Genomic DNA, 18861 nt, shown 5'->3' with positions numbered 1-18861 from the left:
GGCGCTCGAAAGGTCACCTTTCGACCACCCCCGCCCCCGATGCCTGATTGTGTTTCAGTCGCCGAGCAGACGTGTCAAGGCACTCTTTCCCGCCTTGACACGCCTGCTCGGCGACTAAAGATCGGCTGTGGATCGGGGGCGGGGGAGGTCTGGTTGGGGTGGTCGCTTGCTTTTCGTTGCCGGCTTGCGGTTTCGAAATAGTGGGGCCTCCCCTGCTGGGGTGGCCCTCTTTTACGTGGCGTCTGGGTCTGTGGGGGGCTTTTCGCCTGGTTTGAGTGGTTCCGGTTCCGGCTTCGCGGCCGGGGTGGTCGTCGCGGCGGGGTAGCCGTTCGGCTTCACGCTGCCGCCGGACAGGCCGTTGATCCCGAGCGGGTCCGGGTCACCGTCGAAGAGGTGCTGGGTGACCGCCCGGCGTGGGTCGAAGTTGCGCAGCTGCCGCAGGTCCTCCAGCGGCTTCTGGAACTGCTCGAAGTCCGAGCCCATCTCTTCCTTGAGCTGCTGCCGGGCGCCGGTCGCGAAATCGCGCACCTTCCGCACGCTCCGGCCCAGCCAGGCCGCCGCCTCGGGAAGGCGCTCCGGGCCGAGGATGAACAGGCCCGCGACGATCAGGACGAGGATCTCGCCCCAGCCAACGCTTTCGAACATTCGCGAACCTCCGCCTCACACGGCTCCAGCTACCTCAGATTACCCCGCCAACCGGCTGGTTCGGATCCCGCGCGTGGAGTTCACGTCTCGTCCATCCGGCGGTCAGTCCGAGCCCAGCGTCACGTCGACCATCAGCGTCCGCCCCTGCCGGACCAGCTGCACCGGCACCGTCTCCCCGATCTCGTGCTGCCGCACCGCCACCGTCAGCTCCGCCGCATTGCGGACCAGGCGGTCGCCGAGCTTCGTGATGACGTCGCCCTCCGCGATGCCTGCCCGCGCGGCCGGACCGCCGTCGGCGACGTTCAGCACCTGCGCGCCCTCCGACGTCTCCGCCGCGACCGACGCCGCGTTCACCCCGATGTCGGCGTGCTTGACCTGGCCACTGCTGATGAGCGTGCGGGCGATCTTGATCGCGTCGTCGGCCGGGATGGCGAACCCGATGCCGATGCTGCCACCCCCACCGTCCGCGCCGCCGTCCGTGCGGATCGACGAGTTGATGCCGACCAGGGCGCCCGTCGAGTCGACCAGCGCGCCACCCGAGTTGCCGCGGTTGATGGGCGCGTCGGTCTGGATCGCGTCGTACGTGACCGGCGGCTCGCCGTTCTCCCCGGCCGCGGTGACCGGCCGGTGCAGCGCGCTCACGATGCCAGAGGTCACGGTGTTCTCCAGGCCCAGCGGCGAACCCACGGCGATCACCGAATCGCCCGGTTCGAGGCCGGCCGGGTCGCCGATCTGCAGCACCGTCGGGTTCGACACCGCCACCTTGATCACGGCCAGGTCGGTCTTCGGATCCGTCCCGACGACCCGCGCCTCGGTGCGGGTGCCGTCCGTGAACACCGCGGTGATCTTCGCCTGCGGATCGCTGGTGGCCAGCGAGATGACGTGGTTGTTGGTGATCGCGTAGCCCTGCGGGTCGATCATCACCCCGGAGCCGACGCTGCCGGACTGACCGGACTTGACCTCGATCGAAATGACCGCCGGCGCCACGCGCTTCGCGATTTCGGCGATCGAACCGGGCGCGCGTTCCTTGCCCGCCTCGGCCTCGGAGATGGTCGCCGACCCGGTCAGCGAGTCGCCCGCGCCGCCGAGCCACCAGCCGATCAGACCGCCGACGGCGCCGATGAGCAGGCACACAACCCCGAGCAGCCCCAGCGCGACCGGCTTCACGCGGCGGCCGAACAGCAGCTCGGGCAACGACAGCTGGGCGCTGCGCGGACGGTTGGCGTCCTCGTCGTCCTCATCGTCGGGATCGAGCGCCGGGCGGGACAGCACCGCGGCCGAACCCGGGTCACGCCACGGGTCGGTCATGCGGGACCACAGCGGCGGCTCCGGATCACCGCCCGGCTGCCTGCCGTTGTCCCCGGCGGGGCGCTGGAGCCGCACGTCCTCCGCGCCGGGCGGGCGGCCGAACGCCTCGGCCAGCGACTCCGGCGCGGGCGGCGCGGCCGCGATCCTGTCGCCGTTGCGCGTGCCGGGGGTGTAGAGCTTGTCGAAGGCACCGTCCACGCCGTGCGGGCGGCCGAACACGCCGGCTTCCGCGGGATCCACCGGCGGCCGGTCCAGCGGGCGGGGCGCCAGCCGCGGTTCCGCGCCGGCGCTGTCCTGTGGTGGGTTCGGCTGACTCATCGTTCCCCGGGTGGATGGCTCGTCGTGCTGTCGGCGCGACCCTACGCCACCGATTCTCCCCCGCGGACGGTGAAGGGCGCGTCAGCGACCGGCCACGGGAGCGGGAGTCGTGGTCGTCGTCGTGGTGGTGGCGGCCGCGCTCGGCTCGCCACCGAGCTGGGCGCGCAGCACGCCGGGCGCGGGCGCCTGGCCCGGCTCCGGGTTGGCCTGCGTCGGGTCGCCGGTCGCCGAGGTCGCGACGAGCGCGAGCGCGCTCAGGACCAGGCCGGACACGGCCACCCCGGCGCCCTGCGCGACACGGCGCCGCACCGAGGGTTGACGCTGCCCGCCCAGTACGGCGGAACCACTACCGAGGGGCGCGCTCGACCCGAGCGGCGCCGACGAACCAAAAGGGGACGACCGGAGACCGGCGACGCGGTCGGGCCGCTGGATGGCGACCAGCTGGCCGTCCTCGGTGACGGCGAGGTTGTCGGGACTGGTCGGCAGGTCGGTGTCCTGCGGGATGTTGCGCAGGCTCGCCAGCAGGCTGGCGGGCATCGACGGGGCTTCCGCGCGCCGGACCGCCGCGCGCACCTGGCGCTGCGACGTCACCTCGGCCGCGCAGATCGGGCACCGGGCGACGTGCGACGCGGCACGCTCGTGGGCGCCCAGGCTCATCTCGCCGTCCACGAAGGCGACGACGGCGTCGGGAAGCAGGTGAGACTCGGGCAGGCCCCAGCCTCGCAGTTCGCTCATGCGGAAACCCCCACGGATTCCTCCTTGGCCGCCCGGCGCCGTTCGAGCGAGGCACGCAACGCCTGCCGGCCGCGGTGGATCCGGCTGCGCACGGTGCCCAGCTTCACGCCGAGCGTCGCACCGATCTCCTCGTAGGAAAGTCCTTCGACGTCGCACAGCACCACGGCGGCGCGGAACTCCGGCGGCAGCTCGTCGAGCGCGGCCTGCAGGTCCGGGTCCAGGTGCGTGTCGCTGTAGACCTGCTCCGGGCTCGGGTCGTCACCGACGATTCTGTCGGTGTCCTCGGGCAGCCCCTCCATGCGCACCCGCGAGCGGCGGCGCGCCATGTCCAGGAACAGGTTCGTGGTGATGCGGTGCAGCCAGCCCTCGAAGGTGCCCGGCTTGTAGGAGGCCAGCGAGCGGAACACCCGGATGAACGTCTCCTGGGTGAGGTCCTCGGCGTCGTGGGTGTTGCCGGTCAACCGGTACGCCAGCCGGTAGACGCGGTCGCCGTGCTCGCGGACGACCTCGTCCCACGACGGCGGAGTCCACGCGGACTCGTCGACGGTGACCGGGCGGCCCTCGACCTGCTCGTTCTCCAGGCTGTTCTGCATCGTGGGGGACGGCACCTCCATCAGGCTGTTCTCCCAACTGATCTGTCCAACGCGGGCCATCCGCACTGTGTTCCCGGGAACCCCTGGCACCCGTTGAGACCCAGCTTGGCCCCTCTCCTTATGTGGGTAGTGAGACGAGACTGAGAGCCGCCTGAGAGAAGTGTGCACGTCTTCCACGGGTTTGGCGACGACCAGCGCTAACCTTTGCCGCGTGACCTCCGAGACGCTCGCGGCGAGTGGCGGCGACCACGCCGAGGGCTACCTGCCCGACCACCCGGCGGACGCCGCGCTGCTCACCGCAAGGGCGCGCTCGGCGGAGTTGGGCTGCGCGGCGCTCGGACCCGCGACCGGCGCGGCGCTGTGCTTCCTGGCGACGAGCCTGCGGGCCCGCGCGGTGGTCGAGATCGGCACCGGCATCGGGGTCAGCGGGCTCTACCTGCTGCGCGGCATGGCCCCGGACGGGGTCCTCACCTCGATCGACATCGAGCCGGAGCACCACCAGGCCGCGCGCCGCACCTTCCGCGAGGCCGGGTACCCGCCCGGCCGCACCCGGCTGATCATGGGCCGGGCGCTGGACGTGCTGCCACGTCTCACCAGCGGCGGCTACGACCTGGTGTTCGTGGACGCGGCGCGCGCCGAGTACCCGCGCTACTACGAGCACGGCGTCCAGCTGCTGCGGCCCGGCGGGGTGATCGCGTTCCACGGCGTGACCGACGCGGCCCGCGGCGAGCGGCGGGAGCCCGGGGTGCTCGCGGCGCGCGAACTGGCGCGGGCGATCCGCGAGGACGAGCGGCTGGTGCCGGCGCTGCTTCCGGTCGGCGGAGGGTTGCTGGTCGCCGCGGTGCAGTGATCATCGCTGGTCAGCGCTGTGTCGCCGGGCACTGGCGCGGTGTGACGCCCCTCGAAATCGTCGTACCCCTGGTGCAGGATCTCCTCACGCGGGAAACGTCCGGATCGACGAGGGGGTCGTCATGCGCGAGGCAGTCCTGAGCGCCGCGCGGTTCATCACCACGCACGCGGAGGAGCCGTTGGGGCTGGGGGACGTCGCCGACCACGTCGGCTACAGCCCGTTCCACCTGGCCCGCACATTCACGCGGGAGCTGGGCATGCCGCCCTGCCAGTATCTGACCGCGCGCCGGTTCGAGCGGGCCAAACAGCTGCTGCTGCTGACCGACGAGCGGATCATCGACATCTGCAACGCGGTGGGCTTCTCCGCGGTCGGCACGTTCACCTCGCGGTTCGCCGCCGCGGTCGGCACCACGCCGGTCGAGTTCCGGCGGCTACCGGACGTGCTCACCGCCTCGCCGCCGCGACCGACGTCGTCCCCGGGCGCGGGCGGCGGCACGGTGATGGGCACGGTGCGGCTGAGCGCGGCCGCGCAAGTTGCGCTGGGGCCGGACCCGGCCGTGTACGTCGGGCTGTTCCCCAAGCGCGCCGCCCGTGGGTTCCCGGTCAGCGGCACCCTGCTGGCCCAACCGGGCGATTTCCTGCTCACCGGTGTCCCGGCGGGCACGTACTGGGTGATGTCCTCGGCGCTGCCCAGTGGCGGCGGCGCGGCGGCGCAGCTCATCCCGTGCCGGACCGTGGCCGGCGCGTGCCCGCGGGCGGTGCGGGTGTCGGCGGAGGCGCCGGTGCACCAACGGGACGTGCACCTGGACCTGGGGCAGGACTGGTCGCCGCCGGTGCTGATCGCCCTGCCGGCGCTCGCCTCGGCCGATGCGCAAGAACGAAGAAGACACCGGTGAGAGCGCGGTCGTAGCGTCCGGAGGGTGATCACGCACCTGCACTCCGCCACGATCCTGGTCGGCGACCAGGAGGAGGCGCTGCGCTTCTACGTGGGCACGCTGGGATGGGAGAAGCGGGAGGACCTGCGGTTCGGGCCGGTGCACCGGTTCCTGAGCGTGGCGCCGCCGGGCGCGGTGACGTCGATCGTGCTGGGACAGCCGGAGGTGTACGCGCGGGAGGTGGTCCCGGGCGGCACCGGGATCACGATGATGACGCCGGACGTGGCCGCCGCGCACGCCGAGATGTCCGCCCGCGGGGTGCCCTTCGCGGGGCAACCGCAGGTCATGCCGTGGGGCACGAAGGCGACGTGGTTCGCCGACCCGTTCGGGAACGAGTATTTCCTGCTGGAGGGCTGAGCGCGGCGGTGATCGCCGGTCCGGGCTGGTCCGGCGGGTAGGCGGCTGCCCGCAGGCTGATCATGGCGGCGCCCGCCTCCTGGACCGAAGCCCGCGCCGTGCGCCGCGCTGGTCGGCCTATGCCGAAACCACCCACCGCGCGGTCCGTACCCGCAAACCGGCCACCGCGGCGCCGGCCAGTGCCAGCCACACCACCGCGGCCCCGACCAGCCAGCTCCAGCCGAACCGCCCGAAGACCACGCTCCCGACCGTGCCGCCGACGCTGCTGCCCAGGTAGTAGGCCAGCGTGTACATCCCGGACGCCTGGCCCCGCGCCCCCTCCGGGGCCTCCGCCGCGGCCCAGCCGTTGGCCACCGCGTGCGCGGCGAAGAAACCGCCGGTGAGCACCACGAAACCAAGCACCACCAGCGGCAGCGAATCGGGCAGGGTGAGCAGGATCCCGGCCGCCATCACGGCCAGCCCGCCGAGCACCGCGCGCGGACGGCCGAACCGGGCGACCATCCTGCCCGCGTTCGACGAGGACACCGAGCCCACCGCGTACGCCAGGAACACCAGCGAAGCGACCGCCGGCGACAGGCCGAGCTCCCCGGTCAGCCGGAACCCCGCCGCGTTGTACATCGCCACGAAGGCGCCCATCGCGAGCATCGCCACCCCGTACTGCGCCAGCAGCACCGGCCGCCGCAACGCGGTCCCGACGCCGGTCAGCACGTCCCGCAACCGCGACCCCGAACCGCTCGGCCGCACGCCCGCCGGCAACGACAACACCGTGACCGCGCTGCACACCAGCGCCACCCCGGCGACCACGGCCAACGCGCCGTGCCAGCCGAGCGCCTCCGCACTGAACCCGGTGGACAGCCTGCCCAACATGCCGCCGACCGTGTTGCCCGCGATCATCGCCCCGACCGCCGCGGCCACCCCGGTCTTGCCGAGCTGCTCCACCAGGTACGCCGACGCCACCCCGGCGAACCCGGCGATCGCGATCCCCTGCAGCGCCCGCAACGCGAGCAGCACCGGGTACGACGGCGCGAACGGCATCAGCAGGCCGAGCACGACCGACAAAGTCACCGACGCGACGATGATCGGCCGCCGCCCGACGATCTCCGACAGCGCCGCGATCGGCAGCACCGCGATCGCCAGCGCCCCGGTCGCCACCGACACCGCCAGCGACGCCGAACCGGGGTCGAGCCGGTACTGCGCGGCGAGCTGCGGCAGGACCGGCTGCGGCGCGTAGAGCAGGGCGAACGACGAAATCCCGGCGGCGGCGACCGCGAGCTTCACCCGCCGCGTGGCCGGGCGGGCTGGGGCGAGCACATCGACTGACACGCCTCGAAAGTAAGCCGCGCTAAAAAATACTTCCAATGCGCGGAACTGGCAGAATTCATACGGTGACGTATGAAAGTCCGGCGGAAGCTTCTGACCAGCGGCTGGCCGCGGAGCTGGCGCCCAGCCTGGCCCTGCTGGCGGCCCTGCGTGAAACACGCAACATCACCCGCGCGGCGGAGCGGCTCGGCATTCCGCAGCCGACGGTGAGCCGTCGTCTGGCCGGGTTGTCCGAGGTCGTCGGCGCGCCGCTGACCCGGCCGGACGGGCGCGGCGTCCGGCTCACACGCCCGGGCGAGATCCTCGCGGCGACGGCCACCCGCGCACTCGCCGCTATCGAGACGGGCGTGCGGCAGACGCGGGAGGAGATATCGCCGGACAGCGGCCACGTCGTGCTCGGGTTCCTGCACCTGCTGGGCCGTTGGCTGGTCCCCTCGCTGCTGCGCGACTTCCGCGCCGACCACCCCGGCGTACGGTTTTCGCTGGTCCAGGGCTCGCGGCAGCACGTGCTGGACCGACTGGCAGACGGCGAGCTGGACCTGGCGCTGGTGGCTCCGCTGCCGGACACCGCGGCGCTGGACAGCTACGCGTTGTCGGAGCAGGACCTGCTGCTGTCGGTGCCCGAGGCGCACCCATTGGCCCGGCGGCGCCGCATCCGGGTCGAAGAGCTGGCCGACGAACCGTTCGTGACGCTCGAACACGGCTACGGCCTGCGGCAGATCATCGACGACCTGTGCGCGGCGGCCGGGTTCGAGCCGAAGATCGCGTTCGAGAGCCAGGAGTCGGACACCGCGCGGGGGCTGGTCGCCGCGGGGCTGGGGGTGGCGCTGCTGCCGCGCTTCGGGCCCGCGCCGCCGGCCGGGGTGGTGGAGGTGCCGCTGTCGCCACGGGTCAGCCGCACGATCGGACTCACCTGGCGAGCGGGCGAGGAACCGACCCCGGCGGTGGCCGCCTTCCGCGACTACGTGCGCACGAACGGCACGCGCTACGCCTGACGGCGGCTCGCACCCCCACGGTGGGGGCGCCCGGACCTACGCCTGGTCCGAGCCGAACGACTCCGCGAACGCCACCAGCGTCCGCGCCGCGAAACCCGTCGCCCCCGGGACGACCTCCGCGTACGGCTTCTCGGCCCGAGCCGGGCCCGCGATGTCCAGGTGCGCCCACGGCAGGCCCTCGGTGAACTCGCGCAGGAACAGCGCCGCCGTGATGCCGCCCGGCCCGCCCGGCGCCTGCTTCACGTCGGCGAGCTCGCCGCGCACCGCGTCGGCGTGGGCGTCCAGCAGCGGCATCCGCCACCACGCCTCCCCGACGCTCGCGCCGGCCTCGCGGATCTCGTCGGCCAGCTTGTCGTCCGTGGCGAACAGCCCACCGGTCCGCAGGCCGAGCGCGACCTTCATCGCGCCGGTCAGCGTGGCCACGTCCACCACCGCGTCCGGGCTGAACCGCCGGATCCCGTAGGCCAGCGCGTCGGCGAGAACCATGCGGCCCTCGGCGTCGGTGTTGGACACCTCGGTGGTCCGCCCGCCGTAGTGCCGCACCACGTCGCCCGGCCGGTACGACGAGCCGGACACGTGGTTCTCCGCCGCCGGCACGAGAGCCGTGACCCGCACCGGCAGCCGCAGCGCGGCGATCGCCAGCGCGGCCGCGATGACCGCGCCACCGCCGGCCATGTCGGTGCGCATCAGGTGCATGCCATCGGCCGGTTTGATCGACAGGCCACCGGTGTCGAACGTGATGCCCTTGCCGACCAGCAGCAGGTGACGGGCCGCGCCACGCGGCCGGTAGGTCAGCTCGATCAGCCGCGGCGGGCTCGCCGAGCCACCGCCGACCGCGAGCACCCCGCCGAAGCCCTGCGCCGCCAGCCACTGCTCGTCCCGGACGGTGGCGCTCAGGCCGGGCACCTCGTCGGCGAGGCGCGCGGCGGTGTCGGCCAGCCACGACGGGTTCTTGATGTTGGACGGGGTGTTCGCCAGGTCCCTGGCCAGCGCCGACGCGCCTGCCAGCACTCGCGCGCGCTCGACGACCCGCTGGTGACCGGCCTCGGCCGTGACCAGGCGCAGGGTGCGAAGCGCGGGCTGGTCCGCGTCTCCGCTGACCTTGAACCGGTACCCGCCGAGCAGCGCCCCCACGGTCAGCTCCGCGACCTGCTCGCCGGTGACGTCGTCACCCAGTTCGACCTGCACCGCCTTGACGTCCGCGGCCTCCCGGGCGAGGGCCGCGCCCGCGGCGCGCCAGTGCGCGGGCCCGCCCTCGCCGATCCCCACCAGCCAGCGCACGTCCCCGCCGGAGAGCCGGCGGACCTCACCGGCCTTGCCGGCGTGCTCGACCCCGGCGACCGGCGCGTCCGCACCAGCGGGGACCAGGACGGCCAGGTCGGCGCCTCGACGGCGGCCGTCGGCGACCTCGACGTCGATCAGCCGGGTGGGAACGGACGGCAGGGAGAACCGCGCCATCTGGCGACCTCCTGGAACTCAAGGGACTGCGGCCGCGCGTGACGTCAGCCGGTGACGACGGAACGGGAGCGGGTCAGCTGGTGGCCTCCTGCAGGGCAACCCCCAGGTCCTTGGCCTCTTCGGCCGACAGCTCGACGACAAGTCGCCCACCGCCCTCGAGCGGAACGCGCATCACGAGGCCCCGCCCCTCCTTAGTCACCTCGAGGGGACCATCTCCGGTCCGGGGCTTCATGGCCGCCATAGCGTGCTCCCTCCGTATCAACCGGCGCGCCCGGGTCGCGCTCTTCAAGCCAACCGGGTCAGGCCCATTCTCCCTCATCAGGATGGGCGCGCGAACGCGGACCGATCTTTTCGTGTTTGCTTAGGTGCTGGTATCACCCCTCACCCGAGATTTCAGGAGGCCCTCCGGTGACCACCGAGGACGTGCTGCTCACCGCCGACGCCGACGGCGTGCGCACCGTGACGTTGAACCGCCCCAAGGCCTACAACTCGCTCACCGTCGAGCTGAAGGAGCGCCTGCTGGCCGCGTTGCGCGAGGCGTCGGCGGACCCGGCGGTGCGCGCGGTCGTGCTGACCGGCGCGGGCAAGGCGTTCTGCGCGGGCCAGGACCTCAAGGAGCACGTCGGGCTGCTGCAGGCGGGCGACCCGGCGCCGCTGCGGACCGTGCAGGACCACTACAACCCGATCGTCCGGGCCATCGTGGAGATGCCGAAACCGGTGATCGCCGCGGTGAACGGGCCCGCCGCCGGCGCCGGGGCGGCTTTCGCCTACGCCGCCGACCTGCGGGTAGCCGCGTCGTCGGCGAACTTCCTGATGGCGTTCGCCAACGTCGGGCTCGGCCCGGACTCGGGCGCGTCGTGGACGCTGCAGCGGCTGGTCGGCTACGGCCGGGCGGCCGAGCTGATGCTGCTCGCCCGCACGGTCGGCGCCGAGGAGGCGCTGTCGCTGGGCCTGGTCACCGAGGTCGTGCCGGACGAGGAGCTGGCAGGCCGGGCGCAGGCGCTCGCGGCGAAGCTCGCCGCCGGGCCGACGGTCAGCTACGCGAAGATCAAGCAGGTGCTGACCGTCGCCGCGGAGGGCTCGCTGGAGGACGCGCTGGCCGCCGAGGACGCGGCGCAGACGGTGCTCGGCTCGACGGCCGACCACCGCGAGGCGGTGGAGGCCTTCGTCGCCAAGCGGAGGCCGGACTTCCAGGGCAAGTAGGGCGGTTCCCGCGGCGGAGCCGCTGTCGCCACGCACGCAGCCGGCCCGTCGCGGGTGTTCACCGCCACGCGGTCATGAACTGGCGCGGAAGCAGGTGACCAGGTGGTCGTCGACCATGCCGGTCGCCTGCATCAGCGCGTAGCACGTCGTGGGCCCGACGAACGCGAACCCGCGCTTCTTCAGCGCCTTCGCCATCGCCGTCGACTCGGGCGTGATGGCCGGGACGTCGGCCATCGTGCGCGGGCGGGGCCGCTCCCCCGTCGGCGCGAACGACCACAGCAGGTCGTCCAGCGGCTGGTTCAGCGTGGTGATCGCGCGGGCGTTCGTGATCGTGGCCAGGATCTTCGCCCGGTTCCGCACGATGGACGCGTCCGCCATCAGGCGCTCGACGTCGTCGTCACCGAACTCGGCCACCTTCTCCGGCACGAAACCGGCGAACGCGTTCCGGAAGCCCTCCCGCTTGCGCAGGATCGTGATCCACGACAGCCCGGACTGGAACGCCTCCAGGCACAGCCGCTCGTACAGCGCGTCCTGCCCGCGCAGCGGCACGCCCCACTCCGTGTCGTGGTACTCGGCGTAGTCCGGGGCCGAGTTCCCCCACGGGCACCGCGACACCCCGTCGGCGCCGATCGACTCCGTCATACCTGCCCCACCGAATAGCTCTCCGCGAACTTCGCGAACCGTTTCAACGAGTACCGCAGCCCGAGCACGAACGCGGGCTTGACGACCGGCCAGCCCAGCTGACCCGCGGGCCCGAGCGGCGGCACCAGGCTCTCCGACCACACGAACGTCGACCGGTGCGCGCCCTTCGCGTGCACGTGGAAGGCGCCGGTGCCCTTGACGACGCCGCCCAGGTGCCGGACCGTGCACCGCACCGGCGGCTCCCAGCTGGTGATCACCATCGGGTCGGTGACGCCGACCCCGCGCACCCCGGTGAACGCGCTCAGCTTCGACCCGACGCTGCGGCCGTCACCCTCGACGACCTCGACGTGCGTGCCGAGCATCCACTCGTGCTGCCGCTCCCAGTCGGTCAACGCGAGCCACGTCGTGCCCGCGCTCGCGTGCACGTCCACGGACAGGACCAGGTCGATCATCCCGACGTCTGCCGTTCCGCCTCGAGCTCGGCCACCCTGGCGCGGAGCTCGTCGATCTCGGCGCCGAGCCGCCGCACCACCCAGTCCACTTCGGACATCTTGTACCCGCGCAGGACGAGCTGGAAGCGCACCTTCTGCACGTCCTCGCCGGTGATGTCCCGCACCGGCAGGCGCGTCGGCGAGCTGCCCGGCGGCAGCGGGGCGAGCTCCTCGCCGCGGCCGAACACGACGGCGGCCAGCAGGAACACCACAGCCGCCACGAGCAGCATGATCACGAGGTAGATCAGGGCGGTCGTCACGTCAGAATCGTGACACACCCGGGCGCGGTTCGTCCCCCGAGCGCACCTCGCGCATCGGCGGCCGGTCGGCGACCAGGACGTCCGATTCCAGCGGCACCCACGCCCCGGCCTCGGCCACGAACTGGATCAGCGTCCCGGAGCCGCCCGCGCCGACCCCGCAGCGGGCCAGCGCCGTGCCGAGGATCTGCCGCGCCATGACGCCCAGCTGCAGCAGCGACCGGTTCCGGTGCTTGCGCACACCCAGGTTGACCTGCGCGAGCCCGGCCATCCCGTAGCGTGCCTCGGCGTCGAGCAGCAACCCGATCTCCACCCCGTACCCGGCCGCGAACGGCACCGACTCGAGGAACTCGCGTGTGGCCGCGTACTCGCCACCGAGCGGCTGGACCACCGCCGACAACGCCGGCCGCAGCGCGGACAGCACCGGGCGCGCGAGCAGCTCGGTCACCCGCCCGCCGCCGTGCCCGGCCTCGGCGGACTCGACCCGCAGCGGCCGCCGGTAGAACCCCTTGACGAGGTGCACGCCCTCGGTCAGCAGCAGCGGGCCGAGCAGCGCGGGCACGAACCCCGGGTCGGGGTCGACGAGATCGGAGTCGAGGAACACGACGAGGTCACCGGCCGTCGCCGCCAGTGACCGCCACAGCACCTCGCCCTTGCCGGGCAGCGGTTCGAGGCCCGGCAGCACGTCCTCGCGGCGCACCACCCGCGCGCCCGCCGCCGCCGCGACCTCGATCGTCGCGTCGGTGGAGCCGGAGTCGACGACCACCAGCTCGTCGACGAGGGTGCCGACCAGCGGCCGCACCGACGCGACCACGTCACCGACCGTCTTCTCCTCGTCGAGGGCGGGCAGCACCACCGACACGGTGCGGCCCGCTTTCGCCCGTACCAGGTCAGCGGGGTCGAAATCGGGCTCCTGCCACGTGCGCAGCGCGAACCAGCCGGTGTCCATGACCGCCGATCGTGCCATGCTGGGATTGACGACGAACTGGAGGAACCGTGCTTTACCAGCTGATCCGTCTCCTGGCCGTACCGGTGGTCAAGCTGATCTACCGGCCGGAGGTGCGCGGCGCGGAGAGGGTTCCGGCCTACGGCCCGGTGATCCTCGCGCCGAACCACCGGGCGGCCGTGGACACGACGCTGCTGGCGCTGGTCAGCCCGCGACGGGTGCGGTTCCTCGGCAAGGCGGAGTACTTCACCGGCAAGGGCCTGAAGGGCCGGTTGATGGCCGCGTTCCTGGACGCGGTGGGGTTCGTGCCGGTGGAGCGCGGCAACGCGAAGGCCGGGCTGGCGGCGCTGGAGTCCGGCCGCAAGGTGCTCGACGAGGGTGGCGTGTTCGGCATCTACCCGGAGGGCACGCGCTCGCTCGATGGCCGCCTGCACCGCGGGCACACCGGGGTCGGCTCGCTGGCGCTGGCGACCGGGGCGAAGGTCGTGCCGGTGGCGCTGACCGGGACGGAGAAGCTGCTGCCCAACGGCAAGCTGTTCCCGCGGTTCGCGAAGGTCACCGTCGAGTTCGGGGAGCCTTTGGACTTCTCCCGCTACGACGGGCTGGACGCGTCGCCGGCGATTCGGCGGGCGGTCACCGATGAGGTGATGTATGCGATCGCTGAGTTGTCAGGGCAGGAGTACGTGGACAAGTACCACAAGCGGCCTGGGGAAGCGGCTTAGGCGGGCGCTACGCGCGTATCTCGAGCGCCGGCTTCGCTTCGCTACGCCCGGATGAGAGGTGCCCTCCCGAACCCGATCTTTCAGTGTTTTGGCGGGGGATCGGGTTGCGGGAGAGGGCTGGCTCGTGGGGTGGTTGGCTTTCAGTGCCGGGTGGCGGTTTGCTGTTGGTGACTGCTCTTACTGCCACTTGGCGGTGGTGGGGGCCTCGTACTTTGCGAAGGCGTCCAGGAGAGAGGCGGGGTCCTCGTCGACGAAGACCAGGTCCCGGTGTTCCGGGCGCAGGAACTTCTCGGTGACCATGTGGTCGATGAACTCCTGGAACGGGCGGTAGTACCCGCGCACGTCGAGCAGGCCGATCGGCTTCCCGTGCAGACCCAGCTGGGCCCAGGTCCAGACCTCGGCCAGCTCCTCCAGCGTCCCGGCGCCGCCGGGCAGGGCCAGGAACGCGTCGGCATACTCGGCCATCTTCGCCTTGCGTTCGTGCATGTCGGCGGTCACCACGAGCTCCGACAGGCCCGCGTGGGCGATCTCCACCCGCTTGAGGTGCTCCGGGATCACGCCGATCACCTCGCCGCCCGCCGCGAGCGCGCCGTCGGCGACCGCGCCCATCAGGCCGACGCTCGCGCCGCCGTAAACCAGTCCGATGCCGCGTTCGGCGAGCAGCTTGCCGAGCGCCGTGGCGGCGTCCACGTACACCGGGTCGCCGCCGCCGGAAGAACCGCAGAACACACAGATGCGCTTCACTTAGTGGGTGTCCTCCCAGGCCTTGTAGGCCTCCTCGACCATCGCCACCGCCTCGTCGACGTCGTCGGTGAGGTGCAGCAGCGCCAGGTCCTTGTCACTGATCTTGCCCTGGGCGTGCACCGAGTCCCGGACCCAGTCGTAGAGCCCGCCCCAGTAGGACCGTCCGAACAGGACCACCGGGAACTTCGTCACCTTCTTGGTCTGGACCAGGGTGAGCGCCTCGAACAGCTCGTCCAGTGTGCCGAACCCACCGGGCAGGCAGATGAACGCCTGCGCGTACTTGATGAACATCGTCTTGCGGGTGAAGAAATACCGGAAGTTCACCCCGAGATCGACCCACGGGTTCAGGCCCTGCTCGAACGGCAGCTCGATGCCGAGCCCGATGGACAGCCCGCCCGCCTCGGACGCGCCGCGGTTGACGGCCTCCATCGCGCCCGGCCCGCCACCGGTGATCACCGCGAACCCGGCGTTCGCCAGGCCCGCGCCGATCTTGCGGCCCAGCTCGTACTCGGGGTGGTCGCGGGGCGTGCGGGCCGATCCGAACACGGTGACCGCGCGCGGCACCTCGGCCAGCGCGCCGAAGCCCTCGACGAACTCGGCCTGGATGCGCATGACCCGCCACGGGTCGGTGTGCACCCAGTCGCTGGGCCCGCGCGAGTCGAGGAGGCGCTGGTCGGTGGTGGTCGGCTCGATGCGACGCTCGCGGCGCAGCACGACCGGCCCCCGCTGCTTCTCCCGCGGGTGCTCGGGATACTCGGACGTTCCGTCCACTTCTGGCCCTGTCACGCCGCCGAGCTTACTGGCCCAGGAAGTCCCGCAGCACGCGCGTGACCTGCCGGATCTCCCGCGCCGCGACGTGCTCCTCGCGGGTGTGCGCGAGGGTCGGGTTCCCGGGACCGAAGTTCACCGCGGCCATGCCGAGCGCGGCGAACCGGGCGACGTCCGTCCACCCCAGCTTCGCCGCCACCTCGCCCCCGGCGGCCTGGACCAGCTCGGCCGTCGCCGGGGCGGTCAGCCCGGGCAGCGCGCCCGGCGAGAGGTCCACAACGGACAGTTCGTAGCCGTCGAACACCTCGCGCAGGTGCTTTTCGGCCTGTTCCGGGCTGCGGTCCGGGGCGAACCGGAAGTTCACCGCGAGCACGGCCTCGTCCGGCACGACGTTGCCCGCCACTCCGCCGGCGATCCGCACGGCCTGCAGGCCCTCGCGATAGGTCAGGCCGTCGATGTCGACCACCCGCGCCTCGTAGGCCTCCAGCCGCCGCAGCGGCTCGCCGAGCGCGTGGATCGCGTTGACGCCCATCCACGCCCGCGCGGTGTGCGCGCGCTTGCCGGTCTGGCGCAGTTCGACCCGCATGGTGCCCTGGCAGCCGGCCTCGATGACCGCGTTCGACGGCTCCCCGACGATGGCCAGGTCACCCGCCAGCCACTCCGGCAACTCCCGCTCGATCCGGCCGAGACCGTTGCGCACGGCCTCGACCTCCTCGTTGTCGTAGAACACGAACGTGACGTCGTGACGCGGCTCGGTGACCGTGGCGGCCAGGTGCAGGAACACCGCGTCACCGCCCTTCATGTCGACCGTGCCGAGCCCGTGCAGCACCTCGTCGTCGCCGGAACCCTCGCGGCGCACCGGCAGGTTCTCGTTGACCGGCACCGTGTCCAGGTGCCCGGCCAGCACCACGCGGGAGGGCCTGCCGAGGTTCGTCCTGGCCAGCACGGCGTCCCCGTTGCGCACCACTTCGAGGTGCCCGGCCTGCGCGAGCAACGCGGCCTGCACCGCGTCGGCCAGCGCCACCTCCTGTCCGGACACGCTCTGGACGTCCACCAGCGCGGCGGTCAGGTCGACGGGGTCGGCGTGCAGGTCGAGAGTCGTCATGTCCCGACTCTAGGGGGTGTCGTACGGTGGGCGGATGCGCACGTGGAAGGCCCTGATCACGCTCGGTGCGCTGGCACTCGTGCTGGCCGGCTGTTCGAACGAGGCCGGCCCGACCCCGAAGGGCGGCGCGGGCCAGGCGGAGACGCCCTACGCCCTGTCGGTCAAGCTCAACGCCCTCACCGCGGACACCTGCTTCCGCGACCCGGCCGGGCAGACCCCGCGCGGCTGCGGCAAGTACGTCACCGAACTGGGCAGCACGCCGGGACTGGTCCGCGAGCAGGCCGGCACCAAGCACCCGGACCTGGTAGCGGCCGCGAACGGCCTGGAAAAGGCCATCGGCGACTACCGCGGCGGCCACTGCGACGCCGTCGCCGACCCGGGCGGGGCGTGCACCACGGCGCTGACCGCGATCTCCGACAGCCTGAGGTCGGTCAAGCAACTGGTGGACACCCAGCTCGTGACCGGCTGAGTTACGGTTGGGGCCGTGAGCGAGCAGAGCCCCAACCCCGAGACCACCGGTGCGCACGGCGTCGGCCTGGCCACCGTCACCACCGACGGGACCGTGCTGGACACCTGGTTCCCGCAGCCCAAGCTGGGCGAGCCCGGCACCAGCGGAACCGAGCGGCTGACCCGCGAGCAGGCCGCCGAGGTGCTCGGCGAGGCCGCCGCCGCGCTGCTCGGCCCGGACGAGGCCCGCGGCGTCGAGGTGGTCGCCGTCCGCACCACCATCGGCACGCTCGCGCAGGCCCCAGCCGACGCGCACGACATCTACCTGCGCCTGCACCTGCTGTCGCACCGCCTGGTGCAGCCGCACGGGCAGAACCTGGACGGCATCTTCGGCCTGCTGGCCAACGTCGTGTGGACCAACCACGGCCCGTGCCCGGTCGACGGCTTCGAGCAGACCCGGCTGCGGCTGCGGGCGCGCGGCCCGGTCACCGTCTACAGCGTCGACAAGTTCCCGCGCATGGTCGACTACGTGATGCCCGCCGGCGTCCGGATCGGCGACGCCGACCGCGTGCGCCTCGGCGCGCACCTGGCCAACGGCACCACCGTCATGCACGAGGGCTTCGTGAACTTCAACGCGGGCACGCTCGGCGCGTCGATGGTCGAGGGCCGCATCTCGGCGGGTGTGGTCGTGGGCGACGGCACCGACGTCGGCGGCGGCGCGTCGATCATGGGCACGCTGTCCGGCGGCGGCAAGGAGGTCATCTCGCTCGGCGAGCGCTGCCTGATCGGCGCGAACGGCGGGGTCGGCATCTCACTCGGCGACGACTCGGTGGTCGAGGCCGGGCTCTACGTCACGGCCGGGACGAAGGTCGTGGTCGAGGGCAAGACCGTCAAGGCGCGTGAGCTGTCCGGGATCTCCGGCGCGTTGTTCCGGCGCAACTCCGAGACCGGTGCGGTCGAAGCCGTTCCGCGGACCGGGGCCGGCATCGAGCTGAACGAGATGCTGCACGCCAACTGACCGGGGTGCGATTTTCGTTCACCTATCATTCATGTGGTGAGCACCGCCGCGTTGTCATCCCGTGTCGTGACCGCCGGTGATCTGGGTCTGCCCGAGGCGCCGCTGACAACCGGCCCCCGCGACACCCCGGAGTCCATGCTGCGGGCGCGGATCGACGAGCAGCTGCGCGCGATGCTCGCCCACGAGCCGGGCACGCGCTCCGGCGCCGATCCCGAGGACCTGCACCAGATGCGCGTCGCCGTCCGCCGGCTCCGCAGCGCGTTGAAGCTGCTGGGGCCGGCGGGCGACGACGTGCGGGCCGAGCTCAAGTGGCTCGGCGCCGGGCTCGGCGAGGTGCGCGACCACGACGTGCTGATCGACCACCTGCGGGCCACGGTCGCGTCGTTCGACGAGTCCGACCAGCAGGCGGGCGCGCGGCTGGTGCGGATCTTCGTCGCGGAACGCGCTAAGGCGAAGCGCCGCCTGAACCGGCGCCTCGGCAGCGCCCGGTACGCGGCGCTGTTGCGGTCGACGGCGCGGCTGGTGCTGACGGAGCTGCAGCTCACCCCCGGCGCCGCGCCCGGGCCGGTCGACGTCGCCGCCGTGGTGCGCAAGCCGTACCGGAAGCTGACGAAGGCGGTGGCCGCGCTGCCGGCCGACCCGCCGGACGCCGAGCTGCACGAGCTGCGGATCCACGGCAAGCGCCTGCGGTACGCGGCGGAGACGGCGAAGTCGGTGGCGCGGAAGAAGCAGGTCACGCAGGTGCGCGAGCTGATCAAGGCGACGAAGCGGCTGCAGGACGTGCTGGGCGACCACCAGGACGCGGTGGTGGCCGCCGAGCGGATGCGGGCGCTCCTCGCCGCGACGGACGAGACCGCCGTCGGTTTCGTCGCGGGCCGCATCGCGGAGCGCGAACTGAGGCGGCGAGCCACCGCACGGGCCACCTGGACGGCGGTGCTGGCAGACGTGGACGCGGCGGCCACCAAGGTCTGCGGCTAGCCCGCCGCCAACCGCCGCCCGCTCACC

23 protein-coding genes are annotated in these 18861 nt (G+C 72.5%); 9 read left to right on the top strand and 14 right to left on the bottom strand.

Annotated features, from left to right (window positions below; translation table 11 throughout):
* Positions 1-231: 231 nt before the first annotated feature.
* The 4 genes from tatB to sigE form a co-directional block, all read right to left on the bottom strand.
* Positions 232-645, bottom strand: coding sequence for a Sec-independent protein translocase protein TatB (tatB, locus tag AMETH_RS04815; RefSeq protein ID WP_017986916.1), 414 nt, complete (start codon positions 643-645; stop codon positions 232-234).
* 102 nt (positions 646-747) lie between these two features.
* Positions 748-2271: a S1C family serine protease gene (locus tag AMETH_RS04810; RefSeq protein ID WP_017986915.1), complete on the bottom strand. Its 1524-nt coding sequence runs from the start codon at positions 2269-2271 to the stop codon at positions 748-750.
* Between the two features lie 81 nt (positions 2272-2352).
* The gene (locus tag AMETH_RS04805; RefSeq protein ID WP_017986914.1) at positions 2353-3006 is read right to left on the bottom strand and encodes an anti-sigma factor family protein; all 654 of its coding nucleotides are present in this window, start codon (positions 3004-3006) and stop codon (positions 2353-2355) included.
* The gene (sigE, locus tag AMETH_RS04800; RefSeq protein ID WP_017986913.1) at positions 3003-3620 is read right to left on the bottom strand and encodes an RNA polymerase sigma factor SigE; all 618 of its coding nucleotides are present in this window, start codon (positions 3618-3620) and stop codon (positions 3003-3005) included. Before sigE ends, AMETH_RS04805 begins: the two co-directional genes overlap by 4 nt.
* A gap of 190 nt (positions 3621-3810) precedes the next feature.
* Between sigE and AMETH_RS04795 the strand changes: the two genes are divergently transcribed.
* The 3 genes from AMETH_RS04795 (at position 3811) to AMETH_RS04785 (ending at position 5740) form a co-directional block, all read left to right on the top strand.
* Positions 3811-4449: an O-methyltransferase gene (locus AMETH_RS04795; RefSeq protein ID WP_017986912.1), complete on the top strand. Its 639-nt coding sequence runs from the start codon at positions 3811-3813 to the stop codon at positions 4447-4449.
* A gap of 121 nt (positions 4450-4570) precedes the next feature.
* The gene (locus AMETH_RS04790; RefSeq protein WP_017986911.1) at positions 4571-5344 is read left to right on the top strand and encodes a helix-turn-helix transcriptional regulator; all 774 of its coding nucleotides are present in this window, start codon (positions 4571-4573) and stop codon (positions 5342-5344) included.
* 24 nt (positions 5345-5368) lie between these two features.
* Entirely contained in the window at positions 5369-5740 is a 372-nt protein-coding gene (locus AMETH_RS04785; protein ID WP_017986910.1) for a VOC family protein, read from the top strand.
* 117 nt (positions 5741-5857) lie between these two features.
* Here AMETH_RS04785 and AMETH_RS04780 read toward each other — a convergent pair whose 3' ends face one another.
* Complete coding sequence (locus tag AMETH_RS04780) at positions 5858-7018, bottom strand: MFS transporter (RefSeq protein WP_017986909.1); 1161 nt, start codon at positions 7016-7018, stop codon at positions 5858-5860.
* A gap of 107 nt (positions 7019-7125) precedes the next feature.
* Here AMETH_RS04780 and AMETH_RS04775 point away from each other — a divergent pair, with 107 nt between their 5' ends.
* Positions 7126-8055 carry a LysR family transcriptional regulator gene (locus AMETH_RS04775; RefSeq protein WP_017986908.1) on the top strand — a complete coding sequence of 310 codons (930 nt, stop codon included), beginning with the start codon at positions 7126-7128 and terminating at the stop codon, positions 8053-8055.
* A gap of 36 nt (positions 8056-8091) precedes the next feature.
* Here AMETH_RS04775 and AMETH_RS04770 read toward each other — a convergent pair whose 3' ends face one another.
* Entirely contained in the window at positions 8092-9513 is a 1422-nt protein-coding gene (locus AMETH_RS04770) for a leucyl aminopeptidase family protein (protein ID WP_017986907.1), read from the bottom strand.
* Between the two features lie 73 nt (positions 9514-9586).
* Positions 9587-9754, bottom strand: coding sequence for a DUF3117 domain-containing protein (locus AMETH_RS04765; protein ID WP_081617745.1), 168 nt, complete (start codon positions 9752-9754; stop codon positions 9587-9589).
* A 167-nt stretch (positions 9755-9921) separates the two neighbouring features.
* Here AMETH_RS04765 and AMETH_RS04760 point away from each other — a divergent pair, with 167 nt between their 5' ends.
* The gene (locus AMETH_RS04760) at positions 9922-10716 is read left to right on the top strand and encodes an enoyl-CoA hydratase-related protein (protein WP_017986905.1); all 795 of its coding nucleotides are present in this window, start codon (positions 9922-9924) and stop codon (positions 10714-10716) included.
* Positions 10717-10788: 72 nt separating this feature from the next.
* Here AMETH_RS04760 and AMETH_RS04755 read toward each other — a convergent pair whose 3' ends face one another.
* Genes AMETH_RS04755 through AMETH_RS04740 form a run of 4 tightly spaced genes read right to left on the bottom strand, consistent with a single transcriptional unit; the run spans position 10789 to position 13055 of the window.
* Positions 10789-11358 carry a DNA-3-methyladenine glycosylase I gene (locus tag AMETH_RS04755; protein WP_017986904.1) on the bottom strand — a complete coding sequence of 190 codons (570 nt, stop codon included), beginning with the start codon at positions 11356-11358 and terminating at the stop codon, positions 10789-10791.
* A complete protein-coding gene (locus AMETH_RS04750) occupies positions 11355-11810 on the bottom strand; it encodes an SRPBCC family protein (RefSeq protein WP_017986903.1) in 456 nt (151 codons plus the stop codon). Before AMETH_RS04750 ends, AMETH_RS04755 begins: the two co-directional genes overlap by 4 nt.
* Positions 11807-12109 (bottom strand): DivIVA domain-containing protein, encoded by a 303-nt coding sequence (locus AMETH_RS04745; RefSeq protein ID WP_017986902.1) that lies wholly within the window; start codon positions 12107-12109, stop codon positions 11807-11809. The genes AMETH_RS04750 and AMETH_RS04745 overlap by 4 nt, the downstream gene beginning before the upstream one ends.
* 1 nt (position 12110) lies before the next feature.
* Positions 12111-13055 (bottom strand): glucosyl-3-phosphoglycerate synthase, encoded by a 945-nt coding sequence (locus AMETH_RS04740; RefSeq protein ID WP_017986901.1) that lies wholly within the window; start codon positions 13053-13055, stop codon positions 12111-12113.
* Positions 13056-13102: 47 nt separating this feature from the next.
* Between AMETH_RS04740 and AMETH_RS04735 the strand changes: the two genes are divergently transcribed.
* A complete protein-coding gene (locus tag AMETH_RS04735; RefSeq protein ID WP_017986900.1) occupies positions 13103-13774 on the top strand; it encodes a lysophospholipid acyltransferase family protein in 672 nt (223 codons plus the stop codon).
* Between the two features lie 177 nt (positions 13775-13951).
* On the opposite strand, the gene AMETH_RS04730 is transcribed toward AMETH_RS04735, so the two are convergent.
* Genes AMETH_RS04730 through dapE form a run of 3 tightly spaced genes read right to left on the bottom strand, consistent with a single transcriptional unit; the run spans position 13952 to position 16391 of the window.
* Complete coding sequence (locus AMETH_RS04730) at positions 13952-14518, bottom strand: LOG family protein (protein WP_017986899.1); 567 nt, start codon at positions 14516-14518, stop codon at positions 13952-13954.
* A complete protein-coding gene (locus AMETH_RS04725; protein WP_017986898.1) occupies positions 14519-15289 on the bottom strand; it encodes an LOG family protein in 771 nt (256 codons plus the stop codon).
* 25 nt (positions 15290-15314) lie between these two features.
* Positions 15315-16391, bottom strand: coding sequence for a succinyl-diaminopimelate desuccinylase (gene dapE, locus AMETH_RS04720; RefSeq protein ID WP_017986897.1), 1077 nt, complete (start codon positions 16389-16391; stop codon positions 15315-15317).
* Between the two features lie 34 nt (positions 16392-16425).
* Between dapE and AMETH_RS04715 the strand changes: the two genes are divergently transcribed.
* The 3 genes from AMETH_RS04715 (at position 16426) to AMETH_RS04705 (ending at position 18834) form a co-directional block, all read left to right on the top strand.
* A complete protein-coding gene (locus AMETH_RS04715; RefSeq protein ID WP_020486764.1) occupies positions 16426-16860 on the top strand; it encodes a hypothetical protein in 435 nt (144 codons plus the stop codon).
* 15 nt (positions 16861-16875) lie between these two features.
* Entirely contained in the window at positions 16876-17856 is a 981-nt protein-coding gene (dapD, locus tag AMETH_RS04710) for a 2,3,4,5-tetrahydropyridine-2,6-dicarboxylate N-succinyltransferase (protein WP_017986895.1), read from the top strand.
* 66 nt (positions 17857-17922) lie between these two features.
* Positions 17923-18834 (top strand): CHAD domain-containing protein, encoded by a 912-nt coding sequence (locus tag AMETH_RS04705; protein ID WP_017986894.1) that lies wholly within the window; start codon positions 17923-17925, stop codon positions 18832-18834.
* Positions 18835-18861 lie beyond the last annotated feature (27 nt).

The organism is Amycolatopsis methanolica 239, from assembly GCF_000739085.1.
Taxonomy (GTDB): domain Bacteria; phylum Actinomycetota; class Actinomycetes; order Mycobacteriales; family Pseudonocardiaceae; genus Amycolatopsis_E; species Amycolatopsis_E methanolica.
This window is presented reverse-complemented; position numbering and strand designations above follow the sequence as displayed.

Bases quoted from the DNA above. Each gene is read 5' to 3' on its own strand.
- AMETH_RS04715 (WP_020486764.1), top strand. From the start codon at position 16,426: ATGCGCACGTGGAAGGCCCTGATCACGCTCGGTGCGCTGGCACTCGTG.
- AMETH_RS04765 (WP_081617745.1), bottom strand. From the start codon at position 9,754: ATGGCGGCCATGAAGCCCCGGACCGGAGATGGTCCCCTCGAGGTGACT.
- AMETH_RS04750 (WP_017986903.1), bottom strand. From the start codon at position 11,810: ATGATCGACCTGGTCCTGTCCGTGGACGTGCACGCGAGCGCGGGCACG.
- tatB (WP_017986916.1), bottom strand. From the start codon at position 645: ATGTTCGAAAGCGTTGGCTGGGGCGAGATCCTCGTCCTGATCGTCGCG.
- AMETH_RS04805 (WP_017986914.1), bottom strand. From the start codon at position 3,006: ATGAGCGAACTGCGAGGCTGGGGCCTGCCCGAGTCTCACCTGCTTCCC.
- AMETH_RS04755 (WP_017986904.1), bottom strand. From the start codon at position 11,358: ATGACGGAGTCGATCGGCGCCGACGGGGTGTCGCGGTGCCCGTGGGGG.
- AMETH_RS04810 (WP_017986915.1), bottom strand. From the start codon at position 2,271: ATGAGTCAGCCGAACCCACCACAGGACAGCGCCGGCGCGGAACCGCGG.
- AMETH_RS04740 (WP_017986901.1), bottom strand. From the start codon at position 13,055: ATGGACACCGGCTGGTTCGCGCTGCGCACGTGGCAGGAGCCCGATTTC.
- sigE (WP_017986913.1), bottom strand. From the start codon at position 3,620: ATGGAGGTGCCGTCCCCCACGATGCAGAACAGCCTGGAGAACGAGCAG.
- AMETH_RS04770 (WP_017986907.1), bottom strand. From the start codon at position 9,513: ATGGCGCGGTTCTCCCTGCCGTCCGTTCCCACCCGGCTGATCGACGTC.
- AMETH_RS04790 (WP_017986911.1), top strand. From the start codon at position 4,571: ATGCGCGAGGCAGTCCTGAGCGCCGCGCGGTTCATCACCACGCACGCG.
- dapE (WP_017986897.1), bottom strand. From the start codon at position 16,391: ATGACGACTCTCGACCTGCACGCCGACCCCGTCGACCTGACCGCCGCG.